Origin of the sequence: Klebsiella sp. KP20-425-1, from assembly GCF_025813515.1 — a bacterium.
GTDB classification, from domain to species: domain Bacteria; phylum Pseudomonadota; class Gammaproteobacteria; order Enterobacterales; family Enterobacteriaceae; genus Klebsiella; species Klebsiella pneumoniae.
The window spans coordinates 2837435-2854884 of record NZ_CP109614.1 but is presented as its reverse complement, the minus strand read 5'-3'; the positions used below and the strand labels follow the sequence as shown (position 1 = coordinate 2854884).

Genomic DNA, 17450 nt, shown 5'->3' with positions numbered 1-17450 from the left:
GGTTAGTCCACCAGGGAGGGATCGAGGTCGATCATCAACTGCTTCATCTCGGCAAAGTGCTGCCTGGAGAAATCGGCAATCTTCTCCCAGTCCTGGGCGGTTTTTTCCGCCACCGCGTCTGACAGCACCTTCAGCGGCTGGCCGGTTGACCAGGCGGTGATCAGGATCTGACAGGCGCGCTCCAGGGTCCAGATATCGTCGAACGCTTCGCCGATGGTCGGGGCGGTCACCAGCACCCCATGGTTGCCCATCAGCAGACGGCGTTTATCCGCCAGCAGCCCCGCCAGCCGGGCGCCTTCTGCCGCGGTGTCCGCCATCCCGCCGTACAGGGTATCGACGGCGACCCGGTTAAAATAGCGGGCCGTGTTCTGGTCGATAGGCAGGATCTGCGGCGTCGCCAGACAGGCGAGGCTGGTGGTGTACACCGGGTGCAGATGCAGCACCACCCGCACGTCGGGCAGTCGCTGATGGATCTGCCCGTGGATGGCCCACGCGGTGGCATCGACGTCAGGGCGCGCGGCGCAACGTTCATCATCGGCGTTCAGCACCAGCAGATCGCTGGCGCGGATGCGCGAAAAGTGTTTCCACTTCGGGTTGAGTAAAAACGTTTTCCCGTCGGCGGAGAGCGCGGCGCTGAAATGGTTGGCCACCGCCTCATGCATGCCAAGATGGGCAATGATGCGAAAGGTGGCCGCCAGGTCGATGCGGATCTGCTCTTCATCGGAATCGCGCATGGGCATTACTCCGCTTTCGGCATCAGGGTCTGCAGATCGTCCGCCGTCGGCGCCTGGAAGTGATATTTCTTCAGCAGGGCGGCATATTCCGGCGTCGCGCTGTATTTTTTCAGCGCCTCTTCGAGGGCGGTTTTCACCTCAGTATTGCCTTTTTTAACGCCAAAGCCGTTCAGCACCGGATAGATCAGCGTGTCAGAGGAGATAACCACCCGGTCACCCAGTTTTTCCACCACCCCGCGCGCCACGGCGGCGTCGGTGATCTGCGCATCCACCGCGCGCGACAACAGCGCCTGGGTGGTCTGCGGGTCGGTGGTATAAACGCTCAGCGCAATCGGCTTCAACCCCTTCTTCACGCAGTAGTCGGCGGAAAGCTTCTGCAATTGCGCCAGCCACGAGGTGGCGCCCATCGAGCCGATTTTATGCCCGCAGAAGTCTTCCGGCGTCTTAGGCTGGTAGTCGCCGCCTTTGCGGGCGAGGATCGCTTCCCCACTTTTCAGGTACGGCACCATATCGATCACCTTCAGGCGTTCGGCGGTAATGTACATCGACGAGTTGGTGATATCGAAGCGCCCGCCCTGCAGCCCGGGGATCAGGTTGGGGAAGCGGGTATCGATATTCACTGCTTCACGGCCCATAGTCTTCGCCAGACCATCGAGCAGCTCGATGTCAAAACCGGCTGGCTTATTGTTTTCCATGTACTCGTAAGGAAAAAAGGTCATGTCCGAACCGGCGGTGATCTTACCGCTTTGCTGAAAGGCCAGTGCGCTAAAGGATGTCAGAGCAGCCGCTGCGCAGAGCAGCAGGGTCAGCGGGCGTGGTGCGAAAATGCGTGTCATAAAACCTCCGGAGTGTGGGCAAATTACATGCTGGCGCGATCGGCGCCGGCCTGCTGAACAAAAAACGAAGCGCCGCGCGGCTTCTGCGGCAGACGAAGCTGGTTATTGGTGCTGCGCACCAGACCGCTCTCTTCTCCCGCGACCAGTTGGCCGGCATGGCGGCTCGGCAGCGGGTTTTCGCCGTAGGGTAGCGCATCCTCCGCGGCGTAGACGCTGATGAACAGGGTGCGCGGCAGGGCGGTCTCGTTGGGGCTGGAGGCGTGCAGCAGGCGGGTATGCATAAAGCAGACTGAGCCCGCCGGGCCAAAACAGGCCTGCGGCTGCTGGCAGTGCGTCGCCACCACCTCATCATCCACCGCCCCCGTGAAGCGCCCCTCCTGCCAGTGGGACCACAGCGGCCCCTGATGACTGCCCGGCACCACGTTGAGCGGACCATTCTCTGGCGTCACCTCGCTGACCATCAGCAGGGCGGTGATGATGTCGTCATTGCTGTGTGGGGTGAAAAGGAAATCCTGATGCCATTTCACCTCGGTGGCGGTGTGCGGCAGCTTGGAGTTAATTTTGCTGTGATGAAAGCGGGTGCCGCTGCCGCCGATCAGCTGCGCGGCGATGGTCGCCATCCGTGAGTTCAGCGCAGTATGGTGATAGGCCTCGGAGATCTCCGTCGGGGAGGCGACCCGGCGCAGCGACGGATGGTCAGGAGCATGATCGCGCTCGATATCGAAGCGCGGCCGCCCGTCGAGGGTTTCTCCCCACACCGTCGCGTGACCGCGGCTCTCCTCGACCCAGCCGTCGAAATCGCTCTGCAGGGCGGCGATGTCGGCGCTGGAAAGCACCTCTTCGACCACCAGAAAACCCTGCTGATGAAACTGATCAATTTGCCACTGCGCAATCATAGTTTTTCCTCTTCACGTTCCGATAGTTAAGCCAGAGAAACATCTTTGAGAAAGGCCTCGACCCGCGGGTGTTGCCCGCTACGCATCGCCTGCGGCGTGTCATCGCACACCACCCGGCCTTTCTCCATAAACACGATCCGGTCGGACACTTTGAAGGCGAAGTTCATCTCGTGGGTGACGATGACCATGGTGATGCCTTCGTGGGCCAGGGATTCGATAACCTGCAGCACTTCATTCACTTTTTCCGGATCCAGCGCCGAGGTGGGCTCATCGAACAGCATGATCTGCGGACGCATCATCAGGGCGCGGGCGATCGCCACCCGCTGCTGCTGTCCGCCGGAGAGCTGGTGCGGATACTTCCAGGCGTGCTCCAGCATGCCCACTTTGTGCAGCAGTTCGCAGGCGTGCTGGCGGAGCTCCGCGTCACTTGCCAGATGGTGATAGCGCGGGGCCAGCAGCAGATTGCCGAACACGGTCAGATGCGGGAACAGGTTAAAGCTCTGGAACACCATGCCGATGTTCAGGCGATGTTCGGCATTCTCCATAAAGCGCGGCTTCTGCTGCCCCTGACGGTCGAGGTGAATAAAGGGTTGGCCGTTAATCTGAATTTCGCCGTTATCGATCTGCTCAAGACCGTTCAGCAGGCGAATGAGGGTGGTTTTCCCCGAGCCTGACGGACCGATGACCGAGACCACCTCGCCGGGCTGGATCTGCAGGCTCACCGCCCCCAGCACTTCGACGTTGTTGTAGGCCTTATGCAGCTTAGAGGCCTGCAGCGCCGGCTCATGACTCTGGGCGACGCTGCGCGCCATCGCCGGGCGGCGGGCGCTGGCCAGCCGCTGCATCTCGGCATCTACCGGACGAGCGGTATTGCGCTGGGTCACGTCAAGGTAGTTCTCCAGCCGTTTCAGCAGAAAATCGAACACCGTGACGATAAAGATGTAATAAAACGCCACGGCCGTCATCGTCTCCATGACCAGAAAGTTCTGCGAGTAGAGCTGCTGGCCGACCATCAATATTTCGGTCAGGGAGATCACCGACACCAGCGAACTGAGCTTCACGATGGCGATATATTCATTGGCCAGCGCCGGCAGGGCGACGCGCAGCGCCTGGGGGATGATCACCCGCCACTGGATCCCGGCGTAGCGCAACCCCAGGGCCCGTGCGGCTTCGCTCTGCCCGCGAGGGATGGAGAGCAATCCGCCGCGGTGGATCTCGGCGATATAAGCCGCTTCGCTGAGGACCATCGCCAGCAGGCCGGCCCAGAAGGGATCGTTCAGCACCGGGGCGAAGGAGGGCAGCGCCTGCGGCATGTTGTAGACAAAAATCAGCAGGACCAGCAGCGGCATACTGCGAAATAACCAGATATACAGCCGGGCTGGGGTGGATAACCAGCCGCGCGGCGACTGTTTGGCCAGCGCCAGAATAAATCCGAGCACAATACTGCAGCCCCAGGTCAGCAGACTTAATTTAATGACGGTCCAGGTGGCCCACCAAAAATCGGCATCGCTGAGCAGGCTTAACATGTAGTTCCAGTTAAACGTCATGGGCTATTTCACTCGTCATAATTATCAAAAATGAAAGTGGCTCGGCTGTGCCGTAATGGGGAGCCACCGGTATTCATCGTGCGAATACACTATGCTGGCAGGATGCTTTCAGAGGCAATTAGTAAATTTTTGGTCTTTAAGTTTAAAAAAACTATACAGAGATATTAACGATATGGAATTTAAAGTGATTGTTAAGATACTTTGCGCAAACAATTTAAAAACAATGACTGTAATTCAATAACGCTATTTTGCGCAGACAGGTTATTTTGCGCGAAACTGGGGCAGGCGCTGCCAGTCTGGCGTGCAGCGTGGCGCATGATGGTGCAATGGCGGAAATAAACCACGCGGGCGTAGAGCAATAATAAATATTGTCGCCCCTTGTCGGGCAATGCGCCGCTCTTTTCCGGGGGTGGCACGCGGATTGCTTGGGACTTAGAGGAAAACTATTCCCCGTGTGCGCCGGACCATATTTTATCAATGGTGATGCTATGAACCGATTTACCCTGAAGCAGCTCAAATATTTCGTCACCGTGGTGGAGACGGAGAGTATCGCCGAGGCCTCCCGCCAGCTGCACATTGCGCAGCCGTCGATTTCGATTGCCATCAAGAATCTGGAGAGCACCTTCGACCAGCAGCTGTTTATTCGCCACCATGCGCAGGGCGTTTCGCTCACCTCCAGCGGTCGGCGGATCTACGATAAAGCGAAAGAGCTGCTGCGCCTGTCCTGGGAGTTCGAACAGAATTCGCGAGCGGATAAAGAGCTGGTTTCTGGCATGATCTCCATCGGTTGCTTCGAATCGGTGGCTCCGCTGTATATGCCGAAGCTGGTGGCCGGGTTTAAGAAATGCTATCCGGAAATCACCCTGCATCTGTACGACGGCGAACAGCATGAGCTGATGCATGGCCTGCACCGCGGCCGCTTCGACCTGGCGCTGGTTTACGATCTGGAGCTCGGCCATTCGATCAATAAAGAGCGGCTCAATGCCCCACATAAACCCTACGCGCTGCTGCCCGCCGCGCATCCGCTGGCGCAGAAGGCGCAGGTGACGCTGCAGGAGCTGAGCCGCGAGCCGATGATCCTCCTCGATGCGGTCCCCAGTAAAAATTATTTTATCTCCATCTTTAAGGAAAAGGGTTATCACCCGGAAGTGGCTTACAGTTCCCCCTCCATTGAAATGGTGCGCTGTATGGTGGGTCAGGGGTTGGGTTTTTCGGTGCTGGTCACCCGGCCCTGCTGCGATATGACCTACGATGGTGAAAGAGTGGTGCAGCGGGATATTGCCGACGAGATGCCCGCCTCGACCTTAATTATGGCGCATCTCGCGAATAATGAGCCCACGCGGCCGACGCAACTGTTTATGGATTATTGTCGCAGCATCGAATTAACCCCAACTCACGCCTGAAATAACGCCTGTCGATCCGGCAGGCCTTATTTTTTGTCGTCACTCAGCCTCGTAAAATTCTATTCAGTCGATCGTTTTATAATATTTTACCAATTCGTCACAGTTAAATAACCTGAAAGCCGTCAATTCCGGCGACGTCGTCGGCAACTGTGCTTGAAGGATAGCGAAATGACTGAACAGATTACCGAGATCGATACCCTGGTGGTGGGCGCGGGGCAGGCGGGCGTCGCCATGAGCGAGCATCTGACCCGGCTGGATATCCCCCACCTGGTGCTGGAAAAGCAGGGTATTGCCCAGGCCTGGCGCAGCGGACGCTGGGATTCGCTGGTCGCCAACGGCCCGGCCTGGCACGATCGGTTCCCGGGCATGGTGTTCCCGGACTGCCCGGCAGACAGCTTTGTCGGCAAAGAGCAGGTGGCAGACTATTTTGCCGCCTATGCCCGCAGCTTCAATGCGCCGATCCGTACCGGGGTGGAGGTTTTCAGCGCCGAACGCCTCGTCGGACGGCCGGGCTTTCGTATCGACACCTCGCAGGGGGTGATTGAAGCGCAGCGGATCGTAGCGGCCACCGGGCCGTTTCAGCGGCCAGTGATCCCGGCCATCGCCCCACAGAGTCAGGCTATTCAGCAGCTCCACTCCGCGCACTATTTTAACCCGCAGCAGCTACCGGAGGGCGGTGTGCTGGTGATTGGCGCAGGCTCCTCCGGCGTGCAGATTGCCGATGAGCTACAGCGAGCCGGACGCGCGGTGTGGCTGTCGGTGGGAGCGCACGACCGCCCGCCGCGTCGCTATCGTCAGCGCGATTTTTGCTGGTGGCTCGGGGTGCTGGGAATGTGGGATGCCGCGGCCAATGCGCCGGGTAAAGAGCATGTCACTATCGCGGTGAGCGGCGCGCGCGGCGGCCATACCGTCGATTTTCGCCAGCTGGCGCATCAGGGGGTCACGTTAGTGGGGCAGACCCGCGGCTTTGACGGTGACAAAGCACTGTTTCACCACGACCTGGCGGAGAATATCCGCCGCGGCGATGCCTCCTACCTTGCGCTGCTCGACGCCGCGGACGCGTGGGTGGCCCGCAACGGCATGGACCTGCCCGAAGAGCCCTCCGCCCGCGAATTTCTGCCCGATCCGGCCTGCGTTACCGACCCGCTGCTCAGTCTCAATCTGGCGGAGGCCGGGATCGGCACCATCATCTGGGCGACGGGCTACACCACCGACTATCGCTGGCTGAAGGTCAACGCTTTCGATGATGCACAGCGGCCACAGCATCATCGCGGCGTGTCGACGGAGCCGGGCGTCTATTTCCTCGGCTTGCCTTGGCTCTCGCGGCGCGGGTCCACCTTTATCTGGGGCGTCTGGCACGATGCCAAATATATTGCCGATCAGATCGCCATTCAGCGCCAGTACCAGCGTTACCAGCCGTCCTGTTAACCGTTTTCCTTAAGGAGTGCTTTGATGCCAACTCATACCCGTATTCGCATGTTTAACACCAAAGAGACCTACCCGAACCAGGCGCTGAACAACGATCTGTGCCAGGCGGTGCGGGCCGGCAATACCGTCTACGTTCGCGGCCAGGTTGGCACCGATTTCGCCGGCAATCTGATTGGCCTCGGCGACCCGCGGGCGCAGGCGGAGCAGGCGATGAAGAATGTTGAACAGTTGCTGAAAGAGGCGGGAAGCGACCTCTCGCATATCGTCAAGACCACCACTTATCTGATCGATCCCCGCTATCGCGAGCCGGTCTATCAGGAGGTGGGCAAATGGTTAAAAGGCGTCTTTCCCATCTCCACCGGGGTGGTGGTGTCGGCCCTCGCGCAGCCGCAGTGGCTGATGGAGATTGACGTTACGGCGGTGATCCCTGACGACTGGCAGGGGGAGGCAGCAGAATGACTCTCTCTATTAGCGCCCGCTGCCCGGAATCAGGTCAGCTGGGCATTGCCATTAGTTCGTCGAGCATGGCCGTGGGATCGCGCTGTCCGTGGCTATTGCCTGGCGTCGGCGCAGTCGCCAGTCAGAACATAACCTTACCGTCGCTGGGGCCGCATATTCTTGGTGCGCTTGAGGCGGGGGCCTCCGTTGAGCAGGCTCTGAACCTGGCCCTGGCGGAGGACCGCTTCCGCGAATATCGCCAGGTCGCGGCGATTGATGCCAACGGTGAAGTGGCGGCGTTCAGCGGAGAACATACTCTCGGGATCGGTGGCACCCTGGCGGGAGATAACTGCGTGGCGGCGGGCAACATGCTGGCCAGTCACGAGGTGATCGCCGCGATGGTGGCCGCCTTCGAGACGGCGAGCGGTGAACTGGCCAGCCGGCTGCTGGCCGGGCTGCGCGCGGGGATTGCCGCCGGGGGCGAGGCCGGCCCGGTCCACTCGGCGGCGGTGAAGGTGGTGGACGATTACCCGTGGCCGGTGGTCGATCTGCGTATTGACTGGGCGGAGAAGGATCCGCTGGCGGCCCTTGAGCAACTGTGGCTGGCCTGGGAGCCGCAAATGGACGCCTATATTACCCGGGCGCTCGACCCTCGCGATGCGCCCGCCTATGGCGTCCCCGGCGATGAATAACATCCTCGCCGCGCTGCTGGCTTTTGACACCACCAGCCGCCATTCGAACCTGGCGATGATCGACTGGATCGCCGATTTTCTCGCTGCCCGCGGCGTGGCGTCCCGCCGCTTTTATGACCCGTCGGGCGGTAAGGCCAATCTCTACGCCCGGCTGGGGCCGTCCGGCGGCGGTGGGGTGATGCTCTCGGGCCACACCGACGTGGTCCCGGTGGACGGCCAGGCCTGGAGCGTTCCGCCTTTCAGCCTCACCGAGCGCGATGGCCGCTACTATGGCCGCGGCAGCGCCGATATGAAGGGGTTTCTCGCCTGCGTGCTGGCGGCAGTGGATGACTTTCTGGCGGCGCCGCTGCGCATGCCACTGCATCTGGCCTTCTCCTATGACGAAGAGGTCGGCTGTCTCGGCGTGCGCAGCCTGGTGGATTTTCTGCAGGCCTCGCCGGAGAAACCGGCGCTGTGCCTCATCGGCGAGCCGACAGAGATGCAGCCGGTGTTCGGTCATAAAGGCAAACTGGCCATGCGCTGCTGCATCGAGGGGCAGGCCTGCCATTCGGCCTATGCCCCGCAGGGGGTGAACGCCATCCGCTACGCGGCGAGACTGATCAACCACCTGGATCGGCTGGGCGTGCGTCTGGCCCGGCAGCAGGACAGCCGCTTTTCGCCGCCCTTCAGCACGCTGCAGGTGGGCACCATTCAGGGTGGGGCCGCGCTGAACATTGTTCCGCAGTCCTGCCGCTTTGATTTTGAGATCCGCTACCTGCCGGGGATGCGTCCCGAAGCGGTCACCGAGGCGCTGGCGGCCTACGCCCATCGCCAGCTGCTGCCGGAGATGCGCCGGGTAGGCAGCGGGAGCGACATCCAGTTCCAGCTGTTAAGCCACTATCCGCCGCTGCTCAGCGATCCGCAGTCCGACTTCGCCCGCTGGCTGGCGCAGTGGTGCGGCAGCGACCGCTTCTCCACCGTGGCGTTCGGCACCGAAGGAGGGCTGTTCGATGAGATGGGCGTCGCGACCCTGGTCTGCGGACCGGGCAGCATGGCCCAGGGCCATAAGGCCGATGAGTACATCAGCATCGCGCAGACCGAGCGCTGTATGACGATGCTGAGACAGCTTTGCGCGTGGATGCGTGCCGAACCGGCGGAACCGCTCACCTGATCCCTCAACACAGGAACCCAAGCGATGCACAATCAACACTCTCCCCACATCGATCAAGCGACCATCGACCGCTGGCAGGCGGATGGCGCGGTGTTATTAAAAGGCGTCTTTACCCCCTGGGTCGAGCGCCTCGCCGAAGGGGTCACGGCGCTGATGGCCAGCCCCAGCGAGTATGGTCATGCGCGCACGGTGATCCCCAAAGATGGTTCGCCGCCTTTTTTTCAGGACTACTGCAACTGGTCGCGGATCCCGGCGTTTAGCGAGTTTGTCTTTCAGTCAGCGGCCGCCGAGATCGCGGCGGCGCTGATGCAGTCGCAGACGGCGAAATTTTTCCATGAACATACGCTGGTCAAACCGGCCGGAGGCAGCACGGTGACTCCCTGGCATCATGACCAGCCTTACTATTGCGTCTCCGGCAGGCAGAACGTCAGCTTCTGGATCCCGCTGGACCCGGTGGCGGAGGCCACCTCGCTGCGTTGCATTCGCGGGTCGCATCGCTGGGAGGAGGAGTTCAGTCCTACCCGTTTCAATGGCACTAAGCTTTACGAGCACACCCGGTTCAGCACCCTGCCGGATATCGACGCCCATGAGGACGAATACGATATCGTCAGCTGGGCGCTGGAGCCGGGGGATGCGGTGGCCTTCCATTTTCGCACCGTCCATGGCGCCCGCGGCAACCCCGGCGCGCGGGCGCGACGGGTCTTCTCCGCCCGCTGGGTGGGGGATGACGCCTCGTTTGCCGATCGCGGCGGCGTGACGTCGCCACCGTTCCCCGAGCTGACCCTGCGGGACGGCGACCCGCTGGATTCCCCGCTGTTCCCCCAGGTTTGGCCGCGGGCGTGAGCCACTGGCGGCGGGATCTGCTATGATCCCGCCTTTCGCTGTCTGGAGCCAGTCGATGTTCAACGACGCCATTGTTTATGACCGCTACGGGCCGCCGGCCGCCGTGCTGACCCTGAAACGCCTGCCGCTGGCGCCGCTGGCGGGCGGACGGGTGCGGGTCAGGATGCGCTTTGCCCCGGTGAATCCTTCGGATCTGATCCCCGTGACCGGCGCCTATCGCCACCGCACCCGACTGCCGGCCGTCGCCGGCTATGAAGGCCTTGGCGAGGTGGTCGCCGCGCCATACGGCAGCCGGCTGGCCGCGGGCCAGCGGGTGCTGCCCCTGCGCGGGGGCGGCACCTGGCAGCGGTTTATCGATCTGGATGAGACCTGGCTGGTGCCGGTGCCGCCGGCGGTTGACGATCTGCTGGCCGCCCGCGGGTATATCAATCCGCTGACGGCGATGCTGATGCTCAAGCGCTGGCCGGTTGCCGGAAAACACCTCGTGCTGACCGCGGCATCGTCCTCCTGCGCCAGTCTGCTGGGGCAGTGGGCGCTGGCGATGGGCGCCCGCTCGGTGAGCGGGATTATTCGCTCGCCGCAGCATCGGGCGCGCCTGGAACAGGCCGGGATCTATCCGATCCTCGATACCGACCGGGCGCTGATGGAGAAGGTCAGCCAGCACAGCGATCTGGTGTTTGACGCGGTGGGCGGCGAACTGGCGAATACGCTGCTGTCGGTGCTGCCCGGGTCGTCGACCCTGATCTCCTATGGGCTGTTATCCGGGCGGCCGCTGACCCAGACGCGCGGTAGCGCGACGGTGCGCAAGTTTCATCTGCGGGAGGCGCTGCCGACACTCAGCGTAGCGGCGTGGCGGGCAGCGTTCGACGAAATCTGGCAGCGCCTGCCGACGACCTCCCAGCCGCCGGCCCAGCGCATAGCGTTGAACGACTGGCGGGCGGCGATTGCCGCCGCCGGCCAGCCGGGAAGAGGCGGTAAGATCCTGCTGGATTTCACCGCCGGTTAAGATTACTTTTTCTTTTCGCCCAGAGTAGGGGTTTCGTCAAAGAAGTTCCACGGCTTGAGCAGCGCTTGCGCCCACTCGGTCGGCATGATCGGCCACTCTTCGGCGCGCGCCACGTGGGTGGTGCCGGTGGTGATCCACACGACGTCATCGTGGTTAGTCAGCGACTCATCATCCTTCGCGTACTGGCCCAGGCCGGTATCGTGGGCGGAACGGTTCGGGTATTCCCCTTCCGGATATCGCTCTGTCGGGTGGTAGCGCGTCACCCACAGCTGTTTATCCATAAAGCTCAGGCGATGATATATCCACTCGTCCGGGGCGAATTTGGCGCCGGTCGCCGCCGGGTGCGTGCCGCCGGCGTAAGGGATAATCTGGTATGAGACCGGGTTGCCCATGCGGTTCTCTTTTCTGGTGTTGCTCAGCAGGCGAATGGTGCCAGGGTCGAATTTCTGCGCCGCTTTCTGCTCGCTGTCAATCGTGTACTGATTCACCTGCATAGTACTGGTGCGCGGGCCGCCGGCGGTGTTGGGCTTCACTTCCGGGTCCATCGCCACCAGGGTGTTGTTCTCGCCGTCCACATCGAGGTCGAGGCGGAAGTTATAGATGTGCTGGTGAGTGGTGCCGACAATATTATGGTCGATCAGCGTTCCGTAGCGGGTATCCTCTTTGGCGCTGGGATCATGCATGGTCTTCGCCAGCACGCCTTTCACCGCTTCAATCCCGGTGGCGCCGGCATCGATACCGATGGTGCCGTTGTCGTGGAACACCCAGTCAAAGATATAGTCGTAGTTGCCGACGGTGCTGATCCAGCGCACCACCAGCTCCCGGCGTTCGGTGCTGACGTTGGGTTTGCCCATTTCCAGGTGCTTATATTCCGGCCCGGCATAGCGTTCGAATATGGCCACCGCACCTGGAATAGTGGTCGGTTTGCCGGTGTAATCGGCGATAGTTTCGTCCAGCAGTACCGCATTTGACGGCGCATCTTTACCGCGAACAATCGGCGATGTTAGGGTGCCCATGCCGTAATCGCCGGAGTCCAGATAGGCTTTGAAATACCAGCCGACGTCCGGGTCGCCGTAGGGGACGATCATCCCGCCGAGGGAACCTTCATACATCACCTGGCGTTTTGTGCCGTTATCGTTGTAAGTCACCGTCGAGAGAATGGGCCCGACGCGCGAGTTCAGGCGCAGATGAAAATCCCAGTTCCGCCAGTGAATGGTATCGCCGGTGATCGTGTAGTTTTTGCCTTCCGGTTCGGTTATCTCCAGTGGTTTCACCGCCGGGGCGTTGCGGTCGCGGCCATCGTAAGAACGGGGTTCCATCGGTACCGGGATCACCGGACCTTCTTCGATTTTGATGATTTTCTTCGCTTCAAGGTCGACCACCGCCACCAGGTTTTCAATCGGGTGCGCCCAGTAGTTGCCGTCGCCGGTATCCAGATAACTGACCACCTTCAGCAGACGCGCATCCTGCTGCAGGCCATCTTTGCCATCAAAAAAGCCAACGGTGAGCGGGGTGGTGACCACTTTGCCAGGATCGGTAATACCGTGCTTTTTCAGCACCTCAGCGAATTCGCTGCTGGTATTGATGATGTTCTGCACGCTGACAAAATCATCGAGCAGCACCATCCCGTGGGCGCCTTTGATCGGCGTCCAGGAAAGGATTTTTTTGTTTTGCAGATCGACGACGGCTTCAATGACATGTTTGCCATCAAGCATCACCACATCGGCGGTGCGGGGAGCATCGACCGGCGTTCCCTGCAGGGCAAAGGCCCATACCGCCGCCTTGTCCGGCTCGTGTAAGGAAATCTCAGTAAAGCGGGTATTCGGCTGAAACTCCGGCGCGGCTTTGACAATGGTCACTGCTTCACTGATTTCCGCCGCCGAGAGCGAGTTTAACGGGTGCGGGCGCTTTTCCACCTGGAAGGTCTGATCGAGACCGGACTGGAACACATCGTTGATAAAGGTATCGGAAACCCAGGCTTTACCTTCCTTCATTACCACGGGCACCGGTAGGTCAAGGGATTTACCGTTGACGATCGCCGTTTTGGCGCCGGGCTTTACTTTGACGTAAGCGCCGTCTTTTATCAGGGTGAACATTTGCGCGTAGTCATCCCACTGCACATCAGCGCCGAATTCCTGCAGCGTTTTATCCAGCGGTACCATGTGGGCTTCGCTACCGTGAGCGAAGACCGGTGATTGCCAGGCGCAAACCACCGCCACGGCCAGCGCCAGCGCGGTTTTACGAGGAGAAAATTTCAAGCCGTTTGCCATTGTGACCTCATCTTATTGTTGTGTTGTCTCTTGCCGCTGCGAATGTCGGCTTTGTTACCCTTAAGCTACCAGCCAGCGGCGCCGGGGCGTTTGTTTGCTTTTGCCAGCTTGTTTGTCAGTTTTGCCAGACGGACGTAAAAAATGCCTCCGCAGAGGCATTGAGAACGTGCGCTGATTTTTTTGCCGGGTGGCGGCTGACGCCTTACCCGGCCTGGGGGCCGTGCGGCCTGCCGTTAATTTATTCACCATTCTTGCTGAAACTGCCGGTGTTGCGGCCTCAAAATCGCTGAGACGTTCCCGGAAGGCCGGGGCAGCCCGCATGGATGCGGGCTGAGGGCCGTGTTTTGCAGGGATGCTGCCTCGGCCCGACCCGCAGCCTGCAGGGAAAAGTCGAAGGCACCACGAAGTGGCGATTTTGCTGGCCCGAGCCCGGGGGTACAGGGGGCGGCGGCGACTGGCCGCCCCCTGTGCGCTCCCTGCGCTATGCCAGGCATAACGCAGACGATTAACCGGGAGCGCAATGTGCGCTGAAGCCACGGATAACATAAAGGACTTCCCGGGGCGAAACCGTTGCAAACCGATTGCTGTATCAATGGCTACAGGGTCGGCCAACAGAGCGTCAGCGGTCTATTTTTCGCTATCACGCCGGGAAATCTCCCTGTTGACGCGCCACCAGGGTCAGAATGGAATACAGCGCCACCGCCTGCTGGTGCTGATTGAAAATCTCCACCGCCCATTCCACCACGCCGGTGGCTTTCTCATCGGCGCTGCGCTGACGTTTGACCGTTTTCCGCTTACAGGTGAGGCGAACCTGAATGGTGTCGCCCGGTTTGACCGGCTCAATAAAGCGCAGGTTTTCCATCCCGTAGTTGGCGATAACCGGCCCGACGCCGGCATCGACGAACAGCCCGGCCGCGGCGGAGATCAGGAAATAGCCGTGGACCACCCGCTCGCCAAAAATCGACTCGGCGGCGGCGATTTTGTCCATGTGCGCGTAGAAATGATCGCCGCTCAGGCAGGCGAAGTTAACGATATCCGCTTCGGTCAGGGTTCGGCGCGGGGTTAATAAGCTGTCGCCAGGCTGAATCTCTTCGAAATATTTGCGGAACGGGTGAATACGGTCTTCGTTCACCTGGGCGCCGCGCACCCACTGTTGACCGATGGTCGCCAGCATCGTTGGGCTGCCCTGGACCGCGGTACGCTGCATATAGTGTTTCACCGAACGCAGCCCGCCAAGCTCTTCTCCGCCGCCAGCGCGGCCGGGGCCGCCGTGCACCAGCTGCGGCAGCGGCGAACCGTGGCCGGTTGACTCGACCGAGGACGCCTCGTTCAGTATCTGAATACGGCCATGGGCGCGGGCGGCGCCGAGGATAAACTCGCGCGCCAGCTCGCCGCTGGCGGTGACCAGCGTCCCCGCCAGACTGCCGCCGCCGGCGCGCGCCAGCGTCAGCGCATGCTGGCGGTCACGATACGGCATCAGCGTCGCCACCGGACCAAAAGCTTCAATGGCGTGAACCGCCGGCGTTTCATCCGGCTGTGAGCAGTACAACAGGGTCGGCGGGAAAAATGCGCCGGCCGCGCTGAGATCCGCCTCTCCACCGAGCAGTACTTCGCAGCCAGCGGCTATCAGCTTATTGACGCTCTCCTGTACGTCCTGACGCTGTTCGCTATTAACCAGGGCCCCCATCTTAACGCCCTCCTGCGCAGGGTCACCGACGGTTACTTTATGCAGGCGGGAGATCAGTGCATCGCTAACCGCATTAATCTGAGCCAGTGGCACAATGATTCTGCGGATAGCGGTACATTTTTGCCCGGCTTTCGCCGTCATCTCGCGGACCACTTCCCGAATAAACAGCGCGAATTCCGGTTGCTCCGGAGTGACGTCTTCGCCTAACACGCAGCAGTTGAGTGAATCTGCTTCCATGGTAAAGGGAATGGATTTGGCTACCAGGTTAGGGTGCGCCCGTAGCTGCTGGCCGGTGGCGGCTGACCCGGTAAAGGTCACCACGTCCTGGCTATCGAGGTGGTCGAGCAGATCGCCCGCGCCGCCGCAAATCAGGCTGATGGCGCCCTCCGGCACCAGGCCGCTGTCGACAATCGCTTTCACCATTGCCTGGGTGAGCTGGGCGGTAGCGGTTGCCGGTTTAATGATCGCCGGCATACCGGCAAGCCACGTGGGCGCCAGTTTTTCCAGCATTCCCCAGCAGGGGAAGTTGAAGGCGTTGATATGGACGGCGACGCCTGATTTTGATGTCAGCACATGACGCGCGGCAAAACCGCCCTGTTTGGAGAGCGGGATGAGCTCGTCTTCCGGCCACAGGATATCGTCCGGTAATTCTCGACTACCGAGCCCGGCATAGGTGAAAAGGGTACCGATACCGCCTTCAATATCCACCCAACTGTCGGCGCGAGTGGCGCCGGTTTGCGCGGAGATGGCGTAGAACTGGTCTTTCTGCTCCAGCAGGTGTTTCGCCACCGCTTTCAGCATCGCGCTGCGTTCAATAAAGGTCATCGCCTGCAGGGCTTTACCACCGCGCTCAATCGCGAAGCGGCGCGCCTGCGCCATATCCAGGCCTTCACTGGTCACCTCCCAAAGCGCCGCGCCGGTGATGGCGTGATGGATAGTACGGGCGCGGCCCCGGCCGGTCTGCCAGGCGCCGGATAAGTAGCTGGCTAACTGCTGCATCGCAAATCTCCAAATGTGTTACGTGTGATATCTATAAATAGTTCTTTTATGAATCATAAAATGCAAGCCCGTATTTAATAAATTATTAACATTGTGATCGCGATGGCGTTACGCCTTATGCTTAACTTACTGTATTAATTGTGGTTTACAAAAGGTTTTGCGGAGATTATCACAAAAAGAGCAAACAAAATTTGTGGTTTTATTTAACCAATATGTAACCTTCAATAAACAAAGTGATTCACATAAATGTTTTTGTTGTGAATATCGGAATCATAAAGGTGATGACGTGACAGAAGAACAACGCTTTGACCAGCGCATCGTGCAGGAAACGGCCATCGAACCGCAGGACTGGATGCCGGATGCCTACCGTAAGACCTTGATTCGGCAGATAGGCCAGCACGCGCACTCGGAGATCGTCGGCATGCTGCCGGAAGGCAACTGGATCACCCGCGCGCCGACGCTGCGCCGCAAAGCGATCCTGTTGGCTAAGGTACAGGATGAGGCTGGACACGGGCTGTATCTCTATAGCGCCGCGGAAACCCTTGGCTGCGCCCGGGAAGACCTGTATCAGAAGATGCTCGACGGGCAGATGAAATACTCCTCCATTTTTAACTACCCGACCCTCAGCTGGGCGGATATCGGCGTGATCGGCTGGCTGGTCGATGGCGCGGCCATCGTCAACCAGGTGGCGCTGTGCCGGACCTCCTACGGCCCCTATGCCCGGGCGATGGTCAAAATCTGCAAAGAAGAGAGCTTTCACCAGCGTCAGGGATTTGAAGCCTGCATGGCGCTGGCGCAGGGCAATGACGCGCAGCGGCAGATGCTGCAGGACGCCATTAACCGCTTCTGGTGGCCGGCGCTGATGATGTTTGGCCCCAACGACGACAACTCGCCGAACAGCGCCCGCAGCATGGCGTGGAAAATCAAACTGCACTCCAACGACGAGCTACGTCAGCGCTTCGTCGATAACACCGTGCCGCAGGTAGAGATCCTCGGTATGACCGTCCCGGACCCGGATTTGCAGTTTGATGAAGCCAGCGGCCACTACCGCTTCGGCGAAATCGACTGGCAGGAATTTAACGAGGTGATTAGCGGCCGTGGCATTTGCAATCACGAGCGGCTGGCCGCCAAGCGTAAGGCCTGGGAAGAGGGCGAGTGGGTGCGCGAGGCCGCGCTGGCCCATGCGCAAAAACAGCAGGCCCGCAGCGCGGCATGAGGAGAGACAACATGAGCAAAGTTTACTGGCCGTTATATGAAGTGTTCGTTCGCAGCAAACAGGGGTTATCCCATCGTCACGTCGGCAGTCTGCACGCCGCCGATGATCAAATGGCGCTGGAGAATGCCCGCGATGCCTATACCCGCCGCAGCGAAGGCTGCTCAATTTGGGTGGTGAAGGCCAGCGAAATCGTTGCTTCGCAGCCGGAAGAGCGCGGCGAATTCTTCGACCCGGCGGAAAGCAAAGTCTACCGTCATCCGACTTTCTATACCGTGCCGGATGGCATGGAACATATGTGAGGCGGC

Annotated in this window: 15 protein-coding genes; 9 read left to right on the top strand and 6 right to left on the bottom strand. The window is 60.4% G+C overall.

The genetic code is table 11. From position 1 onward, the window contains the following. Positions 1-2 precede the first annotated feature (2 nt). The 4 genes from OHJ17_RS14070 to OHJ17_RS14055 are packed head-to-tail and all read right to left on the bottom strand — an operon-like array spanning position 3 to position 4013. Positions 3-734, bottom strand: coding sequence for a class II aldolase and adducin N-terminal domain-containing protein (locus OHJ17_RS14070; protein WP_023279027.1), 732 nt, complete (start codon positions 732-734; stop codon positions 3-5). Positions 735-739: 5 nt separating this feature from the next. Continuing rightward, positions 740-1570 (bottom strand): ABC transporter substrate-binding protein, encoded by an 831-nt coding sequence (locus tag OHJ17_RS14065; protein ID WP_008805135.1) that lies wholly within the window; start codon positions 1568-1570, stop codon positions 740-742. Between the two features lie 23 nt (positions 1571-1593). Further along, positions 1594-2466: a phytanoyl-CoA dioxygenase family protein gene (locus OHJ17_RS14060; RefSeq protein WP_032432972.1), complete on the bottom strand. Its 873-nt coding sequence runs from the start codon at positions 2464-2466 to the stop codon at positions 1594-1596. A 26-nt stretch (positions 2467-2492) separates the two neighbouring features. Beyond that, positions 2493-4013 (bottom strand): amino acid ABC transporter permease/ATP-binding protein, encoded by a 1521-nt coding sequence (locus OHJ17_RS14055; protein WP_004224471.1) that lies wholly within the window; start codon positions 4011-4013, stop codon positions 2493-2495. A gap of 488 nt (positions 4014-4501) precedes the next feature. Here OHJ17_RS14055 and OHJ17_RS14050 point away from each other — a divergent pair, with 488 nt between their 5' ends. From OHJ17_RS14050 to OHJ17_RS14020, 7 genes are all read left to right on the top strand, one after another. Then, positions 4502-5416, top strand: a complete 915-nt coding sequence (locus tag OHJ17_RS14050; protein ID WP_004190428.1) for a LysR substrate-binding domain-containing protein — start codon at positions 4502-4504, stop codon at positions 5414-5416. Positions 5417-5584: 168 nt separating this feature from the next. Beyond that, entirely contained in the window at positions 5585-6844 is a 1260-nt protein-coding gene (locus OHJ17_RS14045; protein ID WP_022065437.1) for a flavin-containing monooxygenase, read from the top strand. A gap of 24 nt (positions 6845-6868) precedes the next feature. After that, complete coding sequence (locus OHJ17_RS14040) at positions 6869-7303, top strand: RidA family protein (protein ID WP_004190423.1); 435 nt, start codon at positions 6869-6871, stop codon at positions 7301-7303. Then, positions 7300-7974, top strand: coding sequence for a DUF1028 domain-containing protein (locus OHJ17_RS14035; RefSeq protein ID WP_032432974.1), 675 nt, complete (start codon positions 7300-7302; stop codon positions 7972-7974). The genes OHJ17_RS14040 and OHJ17_RS14035 overlap by 4 nt, the downstream gene beginning before the upstream one ends. After that, a complete protein-coding gene (argE, locus tag OHJ17_RS14030; RefSeq protein ID WP_023279025.1) occupies positions 7952-9124 on the top strand; it encodes an acetylornithine deacetylase in 1173 nt (390 codons plus the stop codon). The genes OHJ17_RS14035 and argE overlap by 23 nt, the downstream gene beginning before the upstream one ends. Positions 9125-9148: 24 nt before the next feature. Further along, positions 9149-9967 (top strand): phytanoyl-CoA dioxygenase family protein, encoded by an 819-nt coding sequence (locus OHJ17_RS14025; RefSeq protein WP_004224479.1) that lies wholly within the window; start codon positions 9149-9151, stop codon positions 9965-9967. Between the two features lie 22 nt (positions 9968-9989). Beyond that, positions 9990-10973, top strand: a complete 984-nt coding sequence (locus tag OHJ17_RS14020) for a zinc-dependent alcohol dehydrogenase family protein (protein ID WP_004224482.1) — start codon at positions 9990-9992, stop codon at positions 10971-10973. 2 nt (positions 10974-10975) lie between these two features. Here the strand turns inward: OHJ17_RS14020 and tynA are convergent, their stop codons facing one another. Together tynA and paaZ are read right to left on the bottom strand one after the other, a co-directional pair. Then, positions 10976-13243 carry a primary-amine oxidase gene (gene tynA / locus OHJ17_RS14015; RefSeq protein WP_032432975.1) on the bottom strand — a complete coding sequence of 756 codons (2268 nt, stop codon included), beginning with the start codon at positions 13241-13243 and terminating at the stop codon, positions 10976-10978. 640 nt (positions 13244-13883) lie between these two features. Next, a complete protein-coding gene (gene paaZ / locus OHJ17_RS14010) occupies positions 13884-15929 on the bottom strand; it encodes a phenylacetic acid degradation bifunctional protein PaaZ (protein WP_020802307.1) in 2046 nt (681 codons plus the stop codon). 286 nt (positions 15930-16215) lie between these two features. Here paaZ and paaA point away from each other — a divergent pair, with 286 nt between their 5' ends. Continuing rightward, positions 16216-17145 carry a 1,2-phenylacetyl-CoA epoxidase subunit PaaA gene (gene paaA, locus OHJ17_RS14005; RefSeq protein WP_032432977.1) on the top strand — a complete coding sequence of 310 codons (930 nt, stop codon included), beginning with the start codon at positions 16216-16218 and terminating at the stop codon, positions 17143-17145. 11 nt (positions 17146-17156) lie between these two features. Next, positions 17157-17444, top strand: coding sequence for a 1,2-phenylacetyl-CoA epoxidase subunit PaaB (gene paaB, locus OHJ17_RS14000; protein WP_004224492.1), 288 nt, complete (start codon positions 17157-17159; stop codon positions 17442-17444). Positions 17445-17450: the final 6 nt, after the last annotated feature.

Bases quoted from the DNA above. Each gene is read 5' to 3' on its own strand.
- paaB (WP_004224492.1), top strand. From the start codon at position 17,157: ATGAGCAAAGTTTACTGGCCGTTATATGAAGTGTTCGTTCGCAGCAAA.
- OHJ17_RS14020 (WP_004224482.1), top strand. From the start codon at position 9,990: ATGATCCCGCCTTTCGCTGTCTGGAGCCAGTCGATGTTCAACGACGCC.
- OHJ17_RS14070 (WP_023279027.1), bottom strand. From the start codon at position 734: ATGCGCGATTCCGATGAAGAGCAGATCCGCATCGACCTGGCGGCCACC.
- OHJ17_RS14060 (WP_032432972.1), bottom strand. From the start codon at position 2,466: ATGATTGCGCAGTGGCAAATTGATCAGTTTCATCAGCAGGGTTTTCTG.
- OHJ17_RS14035 (WP_032432974.1), top strand. From the start codon at position 7,300: ATGACTCTCTCTATTAGCGCCCGCTGCCCGGAATCAGGTCAGCTGGGC.
- OHJ17_RS14045 (WP_022065437.1), top strand. From the start codon at position 5,585: ATGACTGAACAGATTACCGAGATCGATACCCTGGTGGTGGGCGCGGGG.
- OHJ17_RS14025 (WP_004224479.1), top strand. From the start codon at position 9,149: ATGCACAATCAACACTCTCCCCACATCGATCAAGCGACCATCGACCGC.
- argE (WP_023279025.1), top strand. From the start codon at position 7,952: ATGGCGTCCCCGGCGATGAATAACATCCTCGCCGCGCTGCTGGCTTTT.
- OHJ17_RS14040 (WP_004190423.1), top strand. From the start codon at position 6,869: ATGCCAACTCATACCCGTATTCGCATGTTTAACACCAAAGAGACCTAC.
- paaZ (WP_020802307.1), bottom strand. From the start codon at position 15,929: ATGCAGCAGTTAGCCAGCTACTTATCCGGCGCCTGGCAGACCGGCCGG.
- OHJ17_RS14050 (WP_004190428.1), top strand. From the start codon at position 4,502: ATGAACCGATTTACCCTGAAGCAGCTCAAATATTTCGTCACCGTGGTG.
- OHJ17_RS14055 (WP_004224471.1), bottom strand. From the start codon at position 4,013: ATGACGTTTAACTGGAACTACATGTTAAGCCTGCTCAGCGATGCCGAT.
- OHJ17_RS14065 (WP_008805135.1), bottom strand. From the start codon at position 1,570: ATGACACGCATTTTCGCACCACGCCCGCTGACCCTGCTGCTCTGCGCA.
- tynA (WP_032432975.1), bottom strand. From the start codon at position 13,243: ATGGCAAACGGCTTGAAATTTTCTCCTCGTAAAACCGCGCTGGCGCTG.